Below are 18,263 nucleotides of genomic sequence, written 5' to 3' on the forward strand. Positions count from 1 at the left end.
ATTTGTTGGCTCAAGAGTCATTAGAAAGGAGAGTTATGGTAAAAATTGCCCAAGTTATCGTTGATGTTCCCTTGATGCAGACGGATAAGCCTTTTTCATATCTTGTCCCAGACGATATGCAAGACCAAATTGTTTTAGGGTCTCGTGTGCATGTTCCTTTTGGACGTGGCAATCGTCTCTTGCAAGGGTTCGTTGTTGGCTTTGCTGAGAATATGGAAGGTCAAGCTAACCAACTCAAGGCTATTTGTGAAGTTTTGGATTTTGAACCTGTTTTGAACGAAGAGCAACTTGAGTTAGCTGAGCAAATGCGCCATACTGTCTTTTCATATAAAATTTCAATATTGAAATCAATGATTCCAAATCTCCTGAATTCTCAGTATGATAAAAAGCTGATTCCAAATGAAAATTTGTCACAAGAAGAGAGATTAGCTCTATTTGGCGAAAAAGAGAGTCGTCTTCATTCTACTTTGTCAGAAGATGAGGCTAAAAAAGTTGCACGGCTAGTTCAGGCTGGAAAGATAACTGTAGAATATTTGGCAAAAGACAAGAAGAATATTAAGACAGAAAAATACTATCAAGTTTTGCCTGATAAATTAGCAGCTGCCGACATTTCGGCTCGTGCTAAGAAACGTTTAGAGTTGCGAGAATATCTGCTTGAACATCCTAATGAAGGAAAATTATCAGATTTGCATCAGCTGTTTTCACGTGATGTTGTTAAATTTTTTGTCGAAAATCAGCTGATTAAAGTCCTTGAAAAAGAGAAAAAACGTTCAGATGCCTATTTTGATGTTGCAACGACTAAGTTTCTTGATTTAAATAATGAACAAGCTGCAGTTGTTGAGGAAGTCACAAGTCAAATTGGAAAAGAATCTAAACCTTTCTTGTTAGAAGGTGTGACTGGTTCAGGTAAAACTGAAGTTTATCTCCATATCATTGATAAGGTCTTAAAACTCGGTAAGACAGCTATTGTTTTGGTGCCAGAAATTTCTTTAACACCTCAGATGACGAATCGCTTTATTTCACGTTTTGGTAAGCAAGTGGCGATTATGCACTCGGCTTTATCTGATGGTGAAAAGTTTGATGAGTGGCGTAAAATCAAATCTGGTCAAGCTCGTGTGGTTGTTGGTGCTAGATCAGCTATATTTGTTCCAATGGAAAATATTGGAGCCATCATTATCGATGAGGAACACGAGGCAACTTATAAGCAAGAATCTAATCCGCGTTATCATGCGCGAGATGTAGCTCTTTTGCGAGCAAAATATCATAAAGCTGTGTTGTTGATGGGATCTGCAACGCCAAGTATTGAAAGCCGTGCTAGAGCTAGTCGTGGTGTTTATCAATTTTTACAATTGACTCATCGTGCTAACCCACTCGCTAAAATTCCTAAAGTAGACATTGTTGATTTTCGCGATTATGTCGGGCAACAAGAAGTCAGCAATTATACACCTTATCTCTTGGAAAAAATCGCTGATCGATTGGAAAAACGTGAGCAGGTCGTTCTCATGCTAAATCGCCGTGGGTATTCGAGCTTTGTCATGTGTCGTGACTGTGGCTATGTAGATGAGTGTCCAAATTGTGATATTTCATTAACTCTTCATATGGATACTAAGACCATGAATTGCCATTATTGTGGTTTTGAAAAAGCTATTCCTCATACATGTCCAAATTGTCATAGCCGCAGTATTCGTTACTATGGAACTGGGACTCAAAAAGCCTACGATGAATTAAAAGAGGTTTTTCCGCAAGCTCGTATTTTACGAATGGATGTTGATACAACGCGCAAAAAAGGTGCTCATCAGCAAATCTTGGATAAATTTGGAAATCATGAAGCAGATATTCTACTTGGAACTCAAATGATTGCAAAAGGACTTGATTTTCCAAATGTGACTTTAGTTGGGGTTTTAAATGCGGATACGTCTTTGAACTTGCCTGATTTTAGATCATCTGAGAGAACATTCCAATTGCTAACGCAGGTAGCAGGACGTGCAGGGCGTGCAGAAAAAGAAGGTGAAGTTCTCATTCAAACTTATAATCCTCAGCACTATGCCATTAAGTTGGCTCAAAAGCAGGATTATGAAGCATTTTATGCTTATGAAATGGGAATTCGCAAACAACTGTCTTATCCGCCATATTATTTTACGGTTGGTTTGACTTTATCGCACAAAGATGAGCAGACAGTTGTACGCAAGTCTTTTGAAATCTTGCAACTCTTGCGTCAGCATTTATCTGATAAAATCAAGATTTTGGGGCCAACCCCTAAGCCGATTGCAAGAACGCATAATCTCTATCATTATCAGATTATTATTAAATATCGCTTTGAAGATCATTTAGAAGAGGTCTTGAATTACATTTTGGACATGACGCAATTACCTGAAAATAAAGATTTGCGACTTGTGATTGACCATGAGCCACAGAATTTTATGTAGGCTTTTGCTATGCTATAATAAAGAAAAAGATAAGAAATAAATCCTTTGAGAGGAAGAAAAATGACAAAAATTATTTTTATGGGAACACCTGATTTTTCAGCGACTGTTCTAAAAGGCTTATTAAACGATGCCAATTATGAAGTTTTGGCTGTTGTTACTCAACCAGACCGCGCTGTTGGTCGTAAAAAAGAAATTAAAATGACACCTGTTAAGGAAGTCGCTTTAGCACATGACTTACCAGTTTATCAACCTGAAAAGATGTCTGGTTCAGAAGAAATGGCTGAGCTAATGACTTTGGGTGCAGATGGTATCGTAACAGCTGCTTTTGGTCAATTTTTACCAACAAAATTGCTTGACTCTGTTGATTTTGCTGTTAATGTTCACGCATCATTATTACCAAAATATCGTGGTGGCGCACCAATTCATTATGCTATTATCAATGGCGACAAAGAAGCAGGTGTAACTATTATGGAAATGGTTAAGAAAATGGATGCTGGTGATATGATTGCTAAAGCTTCAACACCAATTACTGATGATGATAACGTCGGTACAATGTTTGAAAAATTGGCAGTTATCGGACGTGATTTGCTTTTGAAAACTTTGCCTGATTACATTGCTGGAAATATCAAACCTGAACCACAAGATGAAGAAGCAGCAACTTTCTCACCAAATATTACACCAGAACAAGAACGTATTGATTGGAATAAATCAGCGCGTGATGTCTTTAACCACATCCGTGGCTTGTATCCATGGCCTGTTGCTCACACACTTCTTGATGGCAAACGTTTCAAAATCTATGAAGCTACTTTGGCTGAAGGTCAAGGAAAACCTGGTGAAATTATCGAAAAAGGTAAAAAATCACTTGTTGTGGCAACTGGTGATGGCGCAATCTCACTAAAAACTGTACAGCCAGCTGGAAAACCTCGTATGAGTGTCGTTGATTTTCTAAATGGTGTTGGACGTAAACTTGAAGTAGGTGACCTTATTGGCGAATGATTGGAAAAACCAAGCACGCGGATTAGCTTTACTTGTTCTTGAAAATGTTTTTGAAGAAGGAGCTTATTCGAATATCGCTCTTAATCAAGAGTTGAAACATACTAATTTATCCCAAAAAGACAAATCTTTAGTGACTGAAATTGTCTATGGAACAGTTGCACGTAAGATTACCTTGGAATGGTACTTAGCACATTATATCGAAGACCGAGATAAGTTAGATTCATGGGTATACTACCTTTTGATGTTGAGCCTTTATCAGCTGTTATACCTTGATAAAATGCCAGCGCACGCTGTTGTCAACGATGCAGTTAATATTGCAAAAAATCGTGGCAATAAAAAAGGTGCTGAAAAATTTGTTAATGCTGTTTTACGACGTTTGACAAAAGAAGAATTGCCTAACCCACAAGATATTAAACGCAAAAACAAACGTTACTCAGTCTTATATTCTGTACCAGTTTGGTTAGTTAAAAAAATAATCGAACAGTTTGGTGAAGAGCGAGCTGAAGCGATTATGCAAAGTCTGTTTGTTCGAAACAAGGCAAGTATCCGTGTGACAAATCCTGATAAGTTAGCTGAGATTGAGGCGTCAACTGGTGCTGAACCATCACTTTTATCTCCTGTTGGTTTGGTTAAAACATCAGGGCATTTTGCAGGGACGGATTATTTTGTTAACGGTGATATTACTATTCAAGATGAGTCTAGTCAGCTAGTGGCACCAACACTTGATATTAAAGGGGCAGAGAAGATTCTTGATGCATGTGCTGCTCCAGGTGGAAAGACTACTCATATGGCGTCATATCTTACTGATGGTCATATTACAGCGCTTGATTTGTATGATCACAAGTTAGCCTTAGTTATAGACAATGCTAAACGTTTGCACGTTGATGATAAAATCTCTACCCAAAGAATGGATGCTACGACTGTTCATGAACATTTTGCAGCAGATACGTTTGATAAAATTTTGGTAGATGCTCCTTGTTCAGGAATCGGCTTGATTCGTCGTAAACCAGACATCAAATACAATAAAGAAAACCAAGATTTCAACGCTTTACAAGAAATTCAATTGCAAATTCTTGATAGCGTTTGTCAAACATTGCGTAAAGGTGGTATAATAACTTATAGCACTTGTACGATTTTTGATGAGGAAAACTTCCAAGTCATTCATAAATTTTTAGAAACTCATCCAAATTTTGAACAAGTAAAACTGAGTCATACACAAGAAGATATTGTAAAAGATGGCTGTATTGCAATCACACCAGAGCAATATCAGACAGACGGGTTCTTTATTGGACAAGTTAAACGTATCTTGTAATCTCGAGGAGGAAACTGACACAGTCAGATATAAAACTATGAAAATTTCACTTGTAACTGATATCGGACAAAGACGTTCAAATAATCAGGATTTTATTAACAAATTTGATAATCAAAAAGGTATCACATTAGTTATTCTAGCAGATGGTATGGGAGGTCATCGTGCTGGTAATATTGCTAGTGAAATGACCGTTACTGATCTTGGACGTGAATGGATTGGTACTGATTTTACAGAACTAAGTCAAATTCGTGATTGGTTGATAACAGCTCTTGAAGCTGAAAACAAAAGAATTTACGAACTGGGTCAAACAGATGAGTACAAAGGTATGGGAACAACCGTTGAAGCTTTAGCGATTGTTGATAACAACGTTATCTTTGCGCACGTTGGTGATTCACGTATTGGATTGCTTCATAATGGCGAATACCAACTATTAACAAGTGACCACTCTCTTGTTAATGAATTGGTAAAAGCTGGTCAATTGACAGAAGAAGAAGCAGCAAACCACCCACAAAAAAACATCATTACGCAATCTATTGGGCAAGCTAATCCAGTTGAACCAGATCTAGGTGTTCAAGTCCTTGAAGATGATGATTATCTCATTATTAACAGTGATGGCTTGACAAATATGATTACAAATGATGAAATTGTTAACATTTTGACTCAGGATAAGAATCTTGATGATAAAAATAATGAATTGGTAACTCTTGCTAATGACCGAGGAGGTCTTGATAACATTACCATTGCTCTTATCCACGCCGAAAGTGAGGAAGCTTGATGATTCAGATTGGCAAATTATTTGCTGGTCGTTATCGAATCCTTAAATCAATCGGACGGGGTGGAATGGCAGATGTTTATCTTGCCAAAGATTTGATTCTTGATAATGAAGAAGTTGCAATCAAAGTTCTTCGTACAAATTATCAAACAGATCAGATTGCCGTAGCACGTTTCCAACGTGAAGCGCGTGCCATGGCAGAGTTGAACCATCCCAATATTGTTTCGATTCGAGATATTGGAGAAGAAGACGGACAGCAATTCTTAGTAATGGAATATGTTGATGGTTCTGACTTGAAAAAATACATTCAAGATCATGCGCCTCTATCTAATAACGAAGTTGTTAGAATTATGGAAGAAGTCTTGTCAGCAATGACTCTTGCCCATCAACAAGGAATTGTTCACCGTGACTTAAAACCACAAAATATTTTGTTGACCAAAGACGGAACTGTTAAAGTTACTGACTTTGGTATTGCTGTAGCTTTTGCAGAAACAAGCCTAACACAAACCAATTCAATGCTCGGTAGTGTGCATTATTTGTCACCTGAACAAGCGCGTGGTTCAAAAGCCACTGTTCAAAGTGATATCTACGCTATGGGGATTATGTTGTTTGAAATGTTAACTGGACACATTCCTTATGATGGTGACTCAGCTGTTACCATTGCACTTCAACATTTCCAAAAACCACTTCCATCAATCATTGATGAAAACAAAAACGTTCCTCAAGCATTAGAAAATGTTGTTATTAAAGCAACAGCTAAACGTTTAAGTGATCGTTATGCGTCAACATTTGAAATGAGTCGTGATTTGATGACGGCACTTTCATACAACCGTAGTCGTGAACGTAAACTCGTCTTTGAGGATACAGAAAATACTAAGACACTTCCAAAAGTGACTACTTCAACACCTGTTCCATCAACGACAGAACAATTGTTGAAGAAACAAAAAGCTGCAAAAGAAAATAAAGAAGTAGCTAATCAAAAAGCACCTAAAGCAAAGGCTAAAAAGAAAAAATCTCATCGTATGTTTGGTACTTTGATGAAAATCTTCTTTGCAGTCGTTGTTGTTGCAATTGCTATCTTTACTTATTTAACTTTAAGTACACCAGCTTCAGTCAATGTTCCAGATGTATCTGGTGCAACTCTAGCTGATGCTAAGACTAGCTTGATATCATCTGGTTTGAAAATTGGTGATATCCACGAAGTTTCTAGTGATACAGTCGCTGACGGTCATGTTGTTAAAACAGATCCGGTCGCTGGTTCATCTAAGAAAGAAGGCGCTAAAGTTGATATTTATGTATCAAAAGGAAGTTCTGAATTCAAGATGAAAGACTACACTGGTCAAAATTATCAAGATGTCATCAAGGAGCTTGAAAACAAACATGGTATTTCAAGTAAAATGATTGATATCGAGTGGGTAACTGATACTTCATATGATAGTGGTACTATTATCAGCCAGACTCCTGACGAAGGAACAAAAGTTGGTAGCAAAGATAAAATCACCTTTGAAGTAGCAGCAATCACAATGCCTAGTCTTATTGGTTATACTTACCAAGAAGCGATTGCTGAATTGAATTCTATGGGGGTATCAAGCTCACATATTACAGTTTATATGGCAGATGCAACTTCATCATCAGGATACTCTCGAGTGAACTCTGTATCAAGTTCTGCGGTCGTTGTTGCTCAAGATCCTTATTATGGTGGAGCAGTTGAAGGAGAGGTTAATCTTTACTTCTCTTCAGTAGCAGATGCTCAACCATCTGAAGAACCGTCACAATCAGCCCCAGAATCATCTGAAACAAGTGATACAAGTGAATCAAGTTCATCAAGTAGCAGCACTGAGGAAAGTTCAGAAGCATCTACTGAAATGCAACAATAGAATATGATAAAAGAAGTCTGAGATGATTTTCTCAGGCTTTTTATTTGTACAGAAAAATTGGAAAATGTGCTAACGATAACGTGGCAAAAGGCTGAAATTTTTAAGGCTTTTTGGTAAAATACAAAAAAAGAAAGGGTAAGATATGCGAAAAGTTCAATTTTTTGTCATTGTTGAAGCTATTTTATTAGTGATGGGCTTGATGACAATCATGGCTAATAATTTATCGAGTTTTATCTTAATTTTAGTCTTGATTCTTTTAGCGCTTCGTTTTTACAATCAGGATAAACGTAATAATCTTTTGTTAACTGTGGGATTAGTTCTTCTATTTTTGATTTTGATGCTAAACCCCTACATCATCATGGCAGTCATTTTAGGTGTTGTTTATGTTGTGATTAACCATTTTTCACAAGTTAAAAAGAAGAATCGTTTTGCTCTGGTGCGTTTTCGTGAAGAAGACCTAAAGGCAAAACCAATTCGAAACCAGTGGATTGGTGCCGACATGCACGATAGTGATTTTTACGCTTTTGATGATATTAATATCATTCGATTAACAGGAAGTGACGTCATTGATTTGAGCAATGTTATTGTAACAGGAAAAGATAATGTTGTTATTATCCGCAAAGTTTTTGGTCCAACAAAAATTTTAGTGCCAATTGATGTCGGGGTTAAGCTTGACGTCAGTGCTATTTATGGCAGTGTTCGATATTTTGATTTTGGTGAGTATGACTTGCGTAATGAATCATTGAAATTATGGCATGCTCAAGATGAAGAATACCTAAAAGGTGTTAAAGTCATTGTGAATACGATTGCTGGAGATGTAGAGGTGGTACGTAAATGAAAAAACATCATTTTTTACTCTTGATTCTTTATGCAAGTATCATTATCATTTCAATCGTTGTTGTTGTTTTAGATAGCTTAGAATTACATTTACAAAATCTTATCACTGATTTTTGGATGGGGGAACGTTTTGTCTTCTCAATTGTTTTCCTAATTCTAGCTGTTACGATTCTTTTGCTTTTATTGTGGGTGATTTTAGATGATAACAGCAAGCGCAGTATCAATCAAAATTTACGCCGTATTTTAAATAATCAGGAAGTATCTCTTGATGAAGATACAGAAATAAACACAAATTTGTCACGCTTATCTAAAAAAATGACTCACTTGACAACAAGTCTCCAAAATACTGAAAATAGTCGTATTCAAAATGGACAAGAAATTGTTGAGCAAGAACGTAAACGTATTGCGCGTGATTTACATGATACTGTCAGTCAAGAATTATTTGCATCTTCAATGATTCTTTCAGGTGTATCAGCTAATCTTGACCAAATTGAAAGAGAGCAGCTGGAATTCCAGTTGACTGCAGTTGAAAGTATGTTGCAAAATGCTCAAAAGGATTTACGAATTTTACTCTTGCATCTAAGACCTACAGAACTTGAAAATAAAACCCTTTCAGAAGGCTTTGATATCCTCTTGAAAGAATTAACAGATAAGAGTAGTATAGAAGTTGTTTATAAGAAAAATCTTGGAAAATTACCTAAAAAAATTGAAGATAATGTTTTCCGAATTGCACAAGAATTTATTAGCAATACACTTAAGCACGCAAAAGCGACTCGTCTGGAAGTGTATCTAAATCAAACTGAAACCGAATTGCAATTGAAAATGGTGGATAACGGTGTCGGATTTGATATGGATGAGCGTCATGATTTAAGTTACGGTATTACTAATATTGAAGATCGTGTAGATGATATGGCTGGTACAATAACATTTTTGAGCCAAAAAGGAAAAGGAGTATCAATGGATATTCGTTTGCCTTTGGTCAAGGGAGAAAAAAAGGAGAAAGAAGATGACCCAGAAAATTAGAGTTATCCTAGTTGATGATCATGAAATGGTACGTTTAGGGCTGAAAAGTTTCTTTAATTTGCAGCCAGACGTTGAAGTTGTCGGTGAGGCTGGGAATGGTATTGATGGGATAAAATTGGCATTAGAGTTAAAACCAGATGTTGTTGTCATGGATTTAGTAATGCCTGAGATGAGTGGTGTTGAAGCGACATTGAAACTCTTAAAAGAGTGGAAAGAAGCTAAAATTTTAGTTTTGACGTCATACCTTGATAATGAAAAAATTTATCCAGTTATTGAAGCCGGTGCTAAAGGTTATATGCTAAAAACATCCAGTGCAGCCGAGATTTTAAATGCTATTCATAAAGTTGCGCGTGGTGATTTGGCGATTGAGACAGAAGTTGATAAAAAAATTAAAGCGCACGATCAAAAGCCAGAATTACATGAGGATTTGACAGCGCGTGAACGAGATATTTTGAAACTTTTGGCAAAAGGTTATGATAATCAGACTATAGCTGACGAGTTATTTATTTCTCTAAAAACTGTGAAGACGCACGTTTCAAATATTCTAGCGAAGCTAGAAGTTGATGACCGCACACAAGCTGTTGTCTATGCCTTTAAGCATCATTTAGTTCCGCAAGATGAGGAATAATGATATAATAAAAACATAGCTTTTCTTTGATTTCAAAGTTAGAAAGGAAAATGGGATAAAAGTCTTTGGACTTTTGATGGAAATTGAGATGTATTGACCATTTCCTTTCCCATAATGATACAGATGGATGTAAAAACAAAATACAAAGCCAAGAAAACTAAAATTGTTTTCTTTGACATTGATGACACCTTGCGTGTTAAGCTGACAGGTTATATGCCAGAATCAATCAAGTATGTCTTTAAAAACTTGAAAGAAAAAGGCATTATGACAGGGATTGCTACTGGTCGTGCACTTTATGGTGTAGTACCTGAAATTCGTGATTTGCATCCTGATTTTTTTGTAACAATCAACGGAACCTATGTCGTTGATAATAAAGAATCAGAGATTTTTAGCGATCCATTGCCACGTGAACTTGTTGAAAAATATGTCAACTGGGCAAAATCAGAAGGAATTGAATATGGTTTTACTGGTAAAGACAAGCCAGTCGTGTCAAAACGTTGTGATTTGATTGATGACGCTATGAAACCTATTTACGGTATCTGTGATGTTGAACCAGATTTTTATTTGACAAATGATGTTTACCAAATGTGGACATTCGCAGAAAATAATGCTGATTTACAGTTGCCAGAAGAATTGGCAAATGAAATTCGTCTTGTGCCTTGGCACGAACATTCATCTGATGTTGTTAAAGTAAATATTTCTAAAGCGTCTGGTGTTGCCCATGTTTTAGAAAGCCAAAACTTAAAACCAATCAATGCCATGATGTTTGGTGATGGTCCAAATGATATGGAAATTTTTGATTATGTTGGCTTGAAGATTGCCATGGGTAATGCCGTACCTGAACTTAAAGAAAAAGCAGATTTTGTAACAAAAACAGTAGAAGAAGATGGCATTTTATATGCCTTGGAGGAACTAGGTTTGGTAGAAAAACAATTAAACTTCCCACAAGTTGATTTATCAACTGTCGAGGGTCCAGTTGCGACAATCAAAACAAATCACGGTGACATGAAAATTCAACTTTTCCCTGATCATGCACCAAAAACAGTAGCAAACTTCGTTGCTTTGTCAAAAGATGGTTACTATGACGGTATTATCTTCCACCGTATTATCCCTGAATTTATGATTCAAGGTGGCGACCCAACAGGTACTGGTATGGGTGGACAATCTATCTATGGTGATAGCTTTGAAGATGAATTCTCAGAAGAACTTTACAACGTTCGTGGCGCACTTTCAATGGCAAATGCTGGTCCAAATACTAACGGAAGTCAATTCTTCATCGTACAAAACAGCAAAATTCCATATGCTCAAAAAGAACTAGAACGAGGTGGATGGCCAAAACCAATTGCTGAATACTATGCAAACAACGGTGGTACACCTCACCTTGACCGTCGTCACACTGTCTTTGGTCAAATCATGGATGAAGAATCTTACAAAGTTCTTGACGAAATTGCAAACGTAGAAACTGGTGCGCAAGACCGTCCAGTTGAAGACGTAGTTATCGAAACAATTGAGGTAGTTGATTAATGAGAATTGGCGACAAAATCACTGGAACAATAACGGGTATAAAACCTTATGGTGCCTTTGTCGCATTGGATAATGGGACAACAGGTCTTATTCACATTTCAGAAATCAAAACAGGCTATATTGAAAACATTTATCAACTGTTAAAAGTTGGCGAAAAAGTCTTAGTTCAGGTGGTTGATTTTGATGAATTTACTCAAAAAGCAAGTCTTTCCCTTCGTACTCTCGAAGAGGAAAAGCATCACCTTCACAGACGTCATCGTTTTTCAAATAGCCACCTAAATATTGGCTTTCAACCTTTGGCAGATAATTTGCCAAAATGGACTAAAGAAAGTCTCGATTTATTGACTAAAGAATAAAAGCATCCTTAGGATGCTTTTTTATGATATAAGAAAAATGCTAGAATAATTTTCTAGCATTTTTGTATATTAGTCTTCAAAATCATAAAGTGATGTTGATAGATAACGTTCGCCATTATCTGGAAGAAGTGCCAAGACTTTTTTACCTTTACCAAGTTCTTTTGCTTTTTCAATAGCGGCAAAGATTGCAGCACCAGAAGAAATACCAGCAAGGAATCCTTCTTTTCCACCTAGATGACGGCTTGTCACAATAGCATCATCTGAAGCTACACGAATAATACCATCATATGATTTAGTATCAAGAGTATCTGGAATAAAACCAGCAGAAATTCCTTGAATTTTGTGCGGACCAGGTTTTTCACCAGAAAGAACAGCAGATTCATCAGCTTCTACAGCATATACTTTGATATCTGGATTAGCTTTTTTAAGAGCATGAGAAACTCCTGAAACTGTTCCACCAGTACCAACACCAGCTACGAAAGCATCAAGACCTTTTGGTCCAAAAGCATCAATAATTTCAGCACCAGTTGTAGCTTCATGAACAGCAGGATTTGATGGGTTAGCAAATTGAAGTGGAACCCATCCATTTTTTTCAGTAGCGATTTCTTTTGCTTTAGCGATAGCACCTTTCATGCCTTCGCTTCCTGGTGTTAAAACAAGTTCAGCTCCATAAGCTTGAATGATTTTACGGCGTTCAAGACTCATTGTTTCGGGCATTACGATAATAACTTTATAACCTTTTGCTGCACCAACCCAAGCAAGACCGATACCAGTGTTACCTGATGTAGGTTCAACGATTGTGTCACCAGGTTTGATAGTTCCATTTTTTTCAGCATCTTCAATCATACGAAGAGCAATACGGTCTTTAACAGAAGACCCTGGATTAAATGATTCAATTTTAACGTAAACATCAGCAGCGCCTTCAGGAACAATGTTATTCAGTTTTACAATAGGAGTATTTCCGATTAATTCAGTAATTGAGTTATAAATTTTTGCCATAAATCTTCTCCTTGAATAAAAGTTATAGGTCAAGTATATGCTCAAATTTATTGTTTGTAAAATATTTAATTCTTATCAAGGTGATAGGAAAAACTTATCACAAATCCAACTCTACAATTTTTGAACCAGCTTTTTCAAAAGTAACTTTACCCTGATAAAATTCAATAAGTCGATCAGTTACTTCTTGGATATTTTCAGGATCAAGGTAAATGTGAGTAGTGACATTTTCTAAAAACTCAGTATCAAATTCTTGAAGTTCTTCAGACTGTAAAAAATTTGAAAATGTTTGGTACTGCGGATAAGAAAGAGTGACTTTTATGCCTTCTTGCTCTTTAACTTCTACGATACCAATTTCCTTAAGGGCATTTGCAACACTACCAGCATAAGCACGAATCAAGCCTCCGGCGCCTAATTTGATACCACCAAAATAGCGCGTGACTACCGCAACAACATTTGTTAATCCTTGCTTTTCTAGAACTGTAAGCATTGGAACACCAGCTGTTCCGCTTGGCTCACCATCGTCACTAGAGCGCTTGATTTCAGAGTTCTCTCCGATAATCATTGCAGAACAAGAGTGGGTTGCTTTGTAATGTTCTTTTTTAATTTGAGCAATAAACTCTCTACCTTCTTCTTCAGTTTCAACACGTTTTAATTGGCAAATAAAGCGAGATTTTTTGATTTCTTCCTCGCAGATGCCATCTTTTTTTATTGTTTTATAGTTCATACCAAAATTTTACAAGATTTTTAGAGATTTAGCAAAATTTTCGAATAAATAGATATGGAAGATAAAAATGACTACTATGGAAGAATTTTTGTTGAGTCTCAATTGTCTGATGAGTTAAAAGAAGAGGCTGAAAAAATTCCTTCTATGGTAAAGAGAAAAGAAAATCATACGTGTAACCGTTGCGGGAGTCTTGTTTTATCAGAGAATATGCTACAAACTGGTCAGACTTACTGCAGAGAATGTCTAGTTTTTGGTCGTAATATCAGTGATTCTTATCTATACTATTTCCCGCAGAAAGCATTTCAAAAAAATAATTGTCTAAATTGGCAAGGACAATTAACTCCATATCAAAATGAAGTATCAGAAGGTATGTTGTCGGGAATCGCTGAAAAGAAAGACTTATTAGTCCATGCGGTGACCGGGGCTGGCAAGACAGAAATGATTTATCAATCAGTAGCAAAAACAATTGATGACGGTGGTTGTGTTTGTCTTGCTAGCCCACGAATTGATGTCTGTTTAGAACTTTATAAACGTTTGTCTCGTGATTTTTCGTGTCCGATTACTTTGTTACACGGAGACTCTGAGCCTTATAAACGAGCACCATTAATTATTGCTACTACTCATCAGCTTTTGAAATTCTATCGAGCATTTGACTTATTAATCATTGACGAAGTAGATGCCTTTCCATTTGTTGATAATAAAATGCTTTATCAAGCTGTGAATCAATCTTTGAACCCTGATGGCGTCAAAATATTTTTAACAGCTACATCGACAGATGAATTAGATAAAAAAGTTCGAAAAGGTGAATTAAAAAAATTGCACTTAGCCAGACGTTTCCATGCAAATCCATTAGTTGTCCCTAAAATGAGATGGCTTGGCGGGCTACTAAAGTTGATGAACAAAGGAAAAATACCCCAAAAGTTAGATTTACTTCTTAAAAGTCAAAGGAAAACAGGCTATCCCCTACTAATCTTTTTTCCAAATATTGAGCAAGGAAAAAGATTTTCAATGATTTTACAAGAAAAATTTCCTACTGAAAAGGTTGGTTTTGTGTCAAGTCAGACCGAAGATAGGCTTGAATTAGTTGAAAAATTTAGAAGGGGCGAAATAACAATCCTAGTTAGCACAACCATCTTAGAACGTGGAGTTACCTTCCCTTGTGTTGACGTATTTGTCGTATTAGCAAATCACAAACTATACACCAAGAGCGCTTTAGTGCAAATTTCTGGCCGTGTCGGAAGAGCTTCTGAACGACCTACAGGCGAATTATTATTCTTGCATGACGGTGTTACAAAATCCATGCAAAAAGCGATTAAAGAAATAAAAGAGATGAACAAGAAAGGAGGATTTTAATGGGAAAATGTTTGCTATGTGACCAATTATTTCTTGAAAAAGAAACTTTTTTGGGTATCATTTCTATTCAAAAAAGACAAAATAACGTTTGTCCTGATTGTCTTGGTGCATTTGAAAAAATAGGAGATAAGCACTGTCCAACTTGTTATCGAAATGGTTGTGAGACACAGTGTAAAGACTGTCAAAAATGGGAAAAGGAGGGGCACTCTGTCAAACATCAGGCAATTTTTACCTATAATGCTGCCATGAAAAATTATTTTTCAAAGTACAAATTTCAAGGAGACGTAGCGCTCGGGGCAATTTTTTCTAGAGATCTAAAGAAAAAAATAAAGCCCTACAAAAATTACAGTATTGTGCCAGTGCCTTTAAGTAAAGAGCGCATGGCGGAACGCAAATTTAATCAAGTTACTGCCTTATTGGACGCTTCTGGAGTAGCCTATGAAGAAATTTTATCAAAGAAAAATATCGCTAAACAATCAGATAAAAACAGAAAAGAAAGACTTGAAAGTCAGTGTCCTTTTCAAGTTATGCCCGATAGTAATATTTCCAAAAATATTTTAATTATTGACGATATTTATACGACTGGCGCTACTCTAAAAGGCATTTATCAGCTTCTTTATGAAAACGGTGCACAGAATGTAAAAAGTTTAACAATTGCACGGTAAATGCTTGCAAATTTTCATGAAAGCAGTATAATAAAAGAGTAAAGAAAGCGCTTTATAGCGAGAAAGAGGTGTTTTTATGATTAAATATAGTGTTCGTGGAGAAAACATCGAAGTAACAGATGCTATCCGTAGCTATGTCGAATCTAAACTCGGAAAAATTGAAAAATACTTCAACGCTGAACAAGAGTTAGACGCTCGTGTTAATCTTAAAGTTTATCGTGAAAAAACTGCTAAAGTTGAAGTAACTATTTTGGTTGACTCAATTACTCTAAGAGCAGAAGATGTGTCACAAGATATGTATGGATCAATCGATTTAGTAACAGATAAGATTGAACGTCAAATTCGTAAAAATAAAACGAAAATTGCTAGAAAACATCGCGAAAAATTACCAGCTAGCCATATTTTTACAAGTGAGTTTGAAGCTGAAGAAACTGAAGAAAGCCCAGCTGTGAATGTAGTCCGTACAAAACATGTTAGCCTAAAACCTATGGATCTTGATGAGGCGCTTCTTCAAATGGACCTTTTGGGGCATGACTTCTTCATTTACACTGACGCCGAAGATGGTGAAACCAACATCCTGTACCGTCGCGAAGACGGAGAATTAGGCCTGATAGAGGCGAAATAAAAGTAAAAAAATCCGCTAATTATAGCGGATTTTAATTTTTTATCAAAAAGGTATTGACAAAAGAGGATAGTAGATGATAAATTAATATAGCTGCAAAAATCTGAGAGCAATAACCTGAAGCTGAGGAAAAAAGTTTTAAAAAAGGTGTTGACAAAAAGAGATTGCAATGTTAAACTAATATAGCTGTTGTTTGAGAGAGAACGATGGCAATCAGATTTGAAACTTGTTTGAAAAAACTTTGAAAAAAAGTGTTGACAACGAGAGTTAAATTTGATAGAATATAGAAGTTGTCTCGAGTGAGACAAAGACCTTTGAAAACTGAACAATACGAACCAAACGTGCGGGTTACGAAAGTAACCTGTCAAAAAACGATAAATCTGTCAGTGACAGAATGAGAACAAGATTAAATGAGAGTTTGATCCTGGCTCAGGACGAACGCTGGCGGCGTGCCTAATACATGCAAGTAGAACGCTGAAGACTTTAGCTTGCTAAAGTTGGAAGAGTTGCGAACGGGTGAGTAACGCGTAGGTAACCTGCCTACTAGCGGGGGATAACTATTGGAAACGATAGCTAATACCGCATAACAGCATTTAACACATGTTAGATGCTTGAAAGGAGCAATTGCTTCACTAGTAGATGGACCTGCGTTGTATTAGCTAGTTGGTGAGGTAACGGCTCACCAAGGCGACGATACATAGCCGACCTGAGAGGGTGATCGGCCACACTGGGACTGAGACACGGCCCAGACTCCTACGGGAGGCAGCAGTAGGGAATCTTCGGCAATGGGGGCAACCCTGACCGAGCAACGCCGCGTGAGTGAAGAAGGTTTTCGGATCGTAAAGCTCTGTTGTAAGAGAAGAACGTGTGTGAGAGTGGAAAGTTCACACAGTGACGGTAACTTACCAGAAAGGGACGGCTAACTACGTGCCAGCAGCCGCGGTAATACGTAGGTCCCGAGCGTTGTCCGGATTTATTGGGCGTAAAGCGAGCGCAGGCGGTTTAATAAGTCTGAAGTTAAAGGCAGTGGCTTAACCATTGTTCGCTTTGGAAACTGTTAGACTTGAGTGCAGAAGGGGAGAGTGGAATTCCATGTGTAGCGGTGAAATGCGTAGATATATGGAGGAACACCGGTGGCGAAAGCGGCTCTCTGGTCTGTAACTGACGCTGAGGCTCGAAAGCGTGGGGAGCAAACAGGATTAGATACCCTGGTAGTCCACGCCGTAAACGATGAGTGCTAGGTGTTAGGCCCTTTCCGGGGCTTAGTGCCGCAGCTAACGCATTAAGCACTCCGCCTGGGGAGTACGACCGCAAGGTTGAAACTCAAAGGAATTGACGGGGGCCCGCACAAGCGGTGGAGCATGTGGTTTAATTCGAAGCAACGCGAAGAACCTTACCAGGTCTTGACATCCCGATGCTATTCCTAGAGATAGGAAGTTTCTTCGGAACATCGGTGACAGGTGGTGCATGGTTGTCGTCAGCTCGTGTCGTGAGATGTTGGGTTAAGTCCCGCAACGAGCGCAACCCCTATTGTTAGTTGCCATCATTAAGTTGGGCACTCTAGCGAGACTGCCGGTAATAAACCGGAGGAAGGTGGGGATGACGTCAAATCATCATGCCCCTTATGACCTGGGCTACACACGTGCTACAATGGTTGGTACAACGAGTCGCGAGTCGGTGACGGCAAGCAAATCTCTTAAAGCCAATCTCAGTTCGGATTGTAGGCTGCAACTCGCCTACATGAAGTCGGAATCGCTAGTAATCGCGGATCAGCACGCCGCGGTGAATACGTTCCCGGGCCTTGTACACACCGCCCGTCACACCACGAGAGTTTGTAACACCCGAAGTCGGTGAGGTAACCTTTTGGAGCCAGCCGCCTAAGGTGGGATAGATGATTGGGGTGAAGTCGTAACAAGGTAGCCGTATCGGAAGGTGCGGCTGGATCACCTCCTTTCTAAGGATAAACGGAAGCACGTTTGGAGTATTGTTTAGTTTTGAGAGGTCTTGTGGGGCCTTAGCTCAGCTGGGAGAGCGCCTGCTTTGCACGCAGGAGGTCAGCGGTTCGATCCCGCTAGGCTCCATTGAATCGAAAGATTCAAAGATTGTCCATTGAAAATTGAATATCTATATCAAATTCCACGATTCAAGA

Annotated in this window: 15 protein-coding genes, 1 tRNA gene and 1 rRNA gene; 15 read left to right on the top strand and 2 right to left on the bottom strand. The window is 37.8% G+C overall.

Annotation, left to right across the window (positions count from 1 at the left end; translation table 11 throughout):
* The first annotated feature begins 35 nt into the window (after window positions 1-35).
* The 10 genes from ACNTMY_RS02310 (at window position 36) to ACNTMY_RS02355 (ending at window position 11,751) form a co-directional block, all read left to right on the top strand.
* A complete protein-coding gene (locus tag ACNTMY_RS02310; protein ID WP_423216498.1) occupies window positions 36-2,426 on the top strand; it encodes a primosomal protein N' in 2,391 nt (796 codons plus the stop codon).
* A gap of 60 nt (window positions 2,427-2,486) precedes the next feature.
* Entirely contained in the window at window positions 2,487-3,422 is a 936-nt protein-coding gene (gene fmt / locus ACNTMY_RS02315) for a methionyl-tRNA formyltransferase (RefSeq protein ID WP_039691948.1), read from the top strand.
* A complete protein-coding gene (gene rsmB, locus ACNTMY_RS02320; protein WP_423216499.1) occupies window positions 3,412-4,734 on the top strand; it encodes a 16S rRNA (cytosine(967)-C(5))-methyltransferase RsmB in 1,323 nt (440 codons plus the stop codon). Before fmt ends, rsmB begins: the two co-directional genes overlap by 11 nt.
* 37 nt (window positions 4,735-4,771) lie before the next feature.
* Window positions 4,772-5,509: a Stp1/IreP family PP2C-type Ser/Thr phosphatase gene (locus tag ACNTMY_RS02325; RefSeq protein WP_423216500.1), complete on the top strand. Its 738-nt coding sequence runs from the start codon at window positions 4,772-4,774 to the stop codon at window positions 5,507-5,509.
* Window positions 5,509-7,383, top strand: coding sequence for a Stk1 family PASTA domain-containing Ser/Thr kinase (pknB, locus tag ACNTMY_RS02330; RefSeq protein ID WP_423216501.1), 1,875 nt, complete (start codon window positions 5,509-5,511; stop codon window positions 7,381-7,383). Before ACNTMY_RS02325 ends, pknB begins: the two co-directional genes overlap by 1 nt.
* Window positions 7,384-7,525: 142 nt before the next feature.
* The gene (liaF, locus tag ACNTMY_RS02335; protein ID WP_423216502.1) at window positions 7,526-8,221 is read left to right on the top strand and encodes a cell wall-active antibiotics response protein LiaF; all 696 of its coding nucleotides are present in this window, start codon (window positions 7,526-7,528) and stop codon (window positions 8,219-8,221) included.
* Entirely contained in the window at window positions 8,218-9,243 is a 1,026-nt protein-coding gene (locus tag ACNTMY_RS02340) for a sensor histidine kinase (protein WP_021141792.1), read from the top strand. The genes liaF and ACNTMY_RS02340 overlap by 4 nt, the downstream gene beginning before the upstream one ends.
* Window positions 9,227-9,871: a response regulator transcription factor gene (locus ACNTMY_RS02345; RefSeq protein WP_024344653.1), complete on the top strand. Its 645-nt coding sequence runs from the start codon at window positions 9,227-9,229 to the stop codon at window positions 9,869-9,871. The genes ACNTMY_RS02340 and ACNTMY_RS02345 overlap by 17 nt, the downstream gene beginning before the upstream one ends.
* 123 nt (window positions 9,872-9,994) lie before the next feature.
* A complete protein-coding gene (locus ACNTMY_RS02350; RefSeq protein ID WP_029876003.1) occupies window positions 9,995-11,395 on the top strand; it encodes a bifunctional Cof-type HAD-IIB family hydrolase/peptidylprolyl isomerase in 1,401 nt (466 codons plus the stop codon).
* A complete protein-coding gene (locus tag ACNTMY_RS02355) occupies window positions 11,395-11,751 on the top strand; it encodes a S1 RNA-binding domain-containing protein (protein WP_027968108.1) in 357 nt (118 codons plus the stop codon). The genes ACNTMY_RS02350 and ACNTMY_RS02355 overlap by 1 nt, the downstream gene beginning before the upstream one ends.
* Before the next feature lie 69 nt (window positions 11,752-11,820).
* On the opposite strand, the gene cysK is transcribed toward ACNTMY_RS02355, so the two are convergent.
* Both cysK and ACNTMY_RS02365 read right to left on the bottom strand, forming a co-directional pair.
* Window positions 11,821-12,750, bottom strand: a complete 930-nt coding sequence (gene cysK / locus ACNTMY_RS02360) for a cysteine synthase A (RefSeq protein ID WP_423216503.1) — start codon at window positions 12,748-12,750, stop codon at window positions 11,821-11,823.
* A gap of 97 nt (window positions 12,751-12,847) precedes the next feature.
* Complete coding sequence (locus tag ACNTMY_RS02365) at window positions 12,848-13,474, bottom strand: YigZ family protein (protein ID WP_420543813.1); 627 nt, start codon at window positions 13,472-13,474, stop codon at window positions 12,848-12,850.
* A 54-nt stretch (window positions 13,475-13,528) separates the two neighbouring features.
* Here ACNTMY_RS02365 and ACNTMY_RS02370 point away from each other — a divergent pair, with 54 nt between their 5' ends.
* The 5 genes from ACNTMY_RS02370 to ACNTMY_RS02390 all read left to right on the top strand — a co-directional run bounded on the left by ACNTMY_RS02370 (window position 13,529) and on the right by ACNTMY_RS02390 (window position 18,195).
* Window positions 13,529-14,827: a DEAD/DEAH box helicase gene (locus ACNTMY_RS02370; RefSeq protein ID WP_423216504.1), complete on the top strand. Its 1,299-nt coding sequence runs from the start codon at window positions 13,529-13,531 to the stop codon at window positions 14,825-14,827.
* Complete coding sequence (locus ACNTMY_RS02375) at window positions 14,827-15,492, top strand: ComF family protein (protein WP_423216505.1); 666 nt, start codon at window positions 14,827-14,829, stop codon at window positions 15,490-15,492. Before ACNTMY_RS02370 ends, ACNTMY_RS02375 begins: the two co-directional genes overlap by 1 nt.
* Before the next feature lie 76 nt (window positions 15,493-15,568).
* Window positions 15,569-16,117: a ribosome hibernation-promoting factor, HPF/YfiA family gene (hpf, locus tag ACNTMY_RS02380; protein ID WP_024344660.1), complete on the top strand. Its 549-nt coding sequence runs from the start codon at window positions 15,569-15,571 to the stop codon at window positions 16,115-16,117.
* Between the two features lie 403 nt (window positions 16,118-16,520).
* Window positions 16,521-18,068 (top strand): 16S ribosomal RNA (locus ACNTMY_RS02385).
* Window positions 18,069-18,122: 54 nt separating this feature from the next.
* Window positions 18,123-18,195 (top strand) — tRNA-Ala (locus ACNTMY_RS02390).
* Window positions 18,196-18,263 lie beyond the last annotated feature (68 nt).

Origin of the sequence: Streptococcus equinus, from assembly GCF_049393735.1 — a bacterium.
Classification (GTDB): Bacteria; Bacillota; Bacilli; order Lactobacillales; family Streptococcaceae; genus Streptococcus; species Streptococcus equinus_G.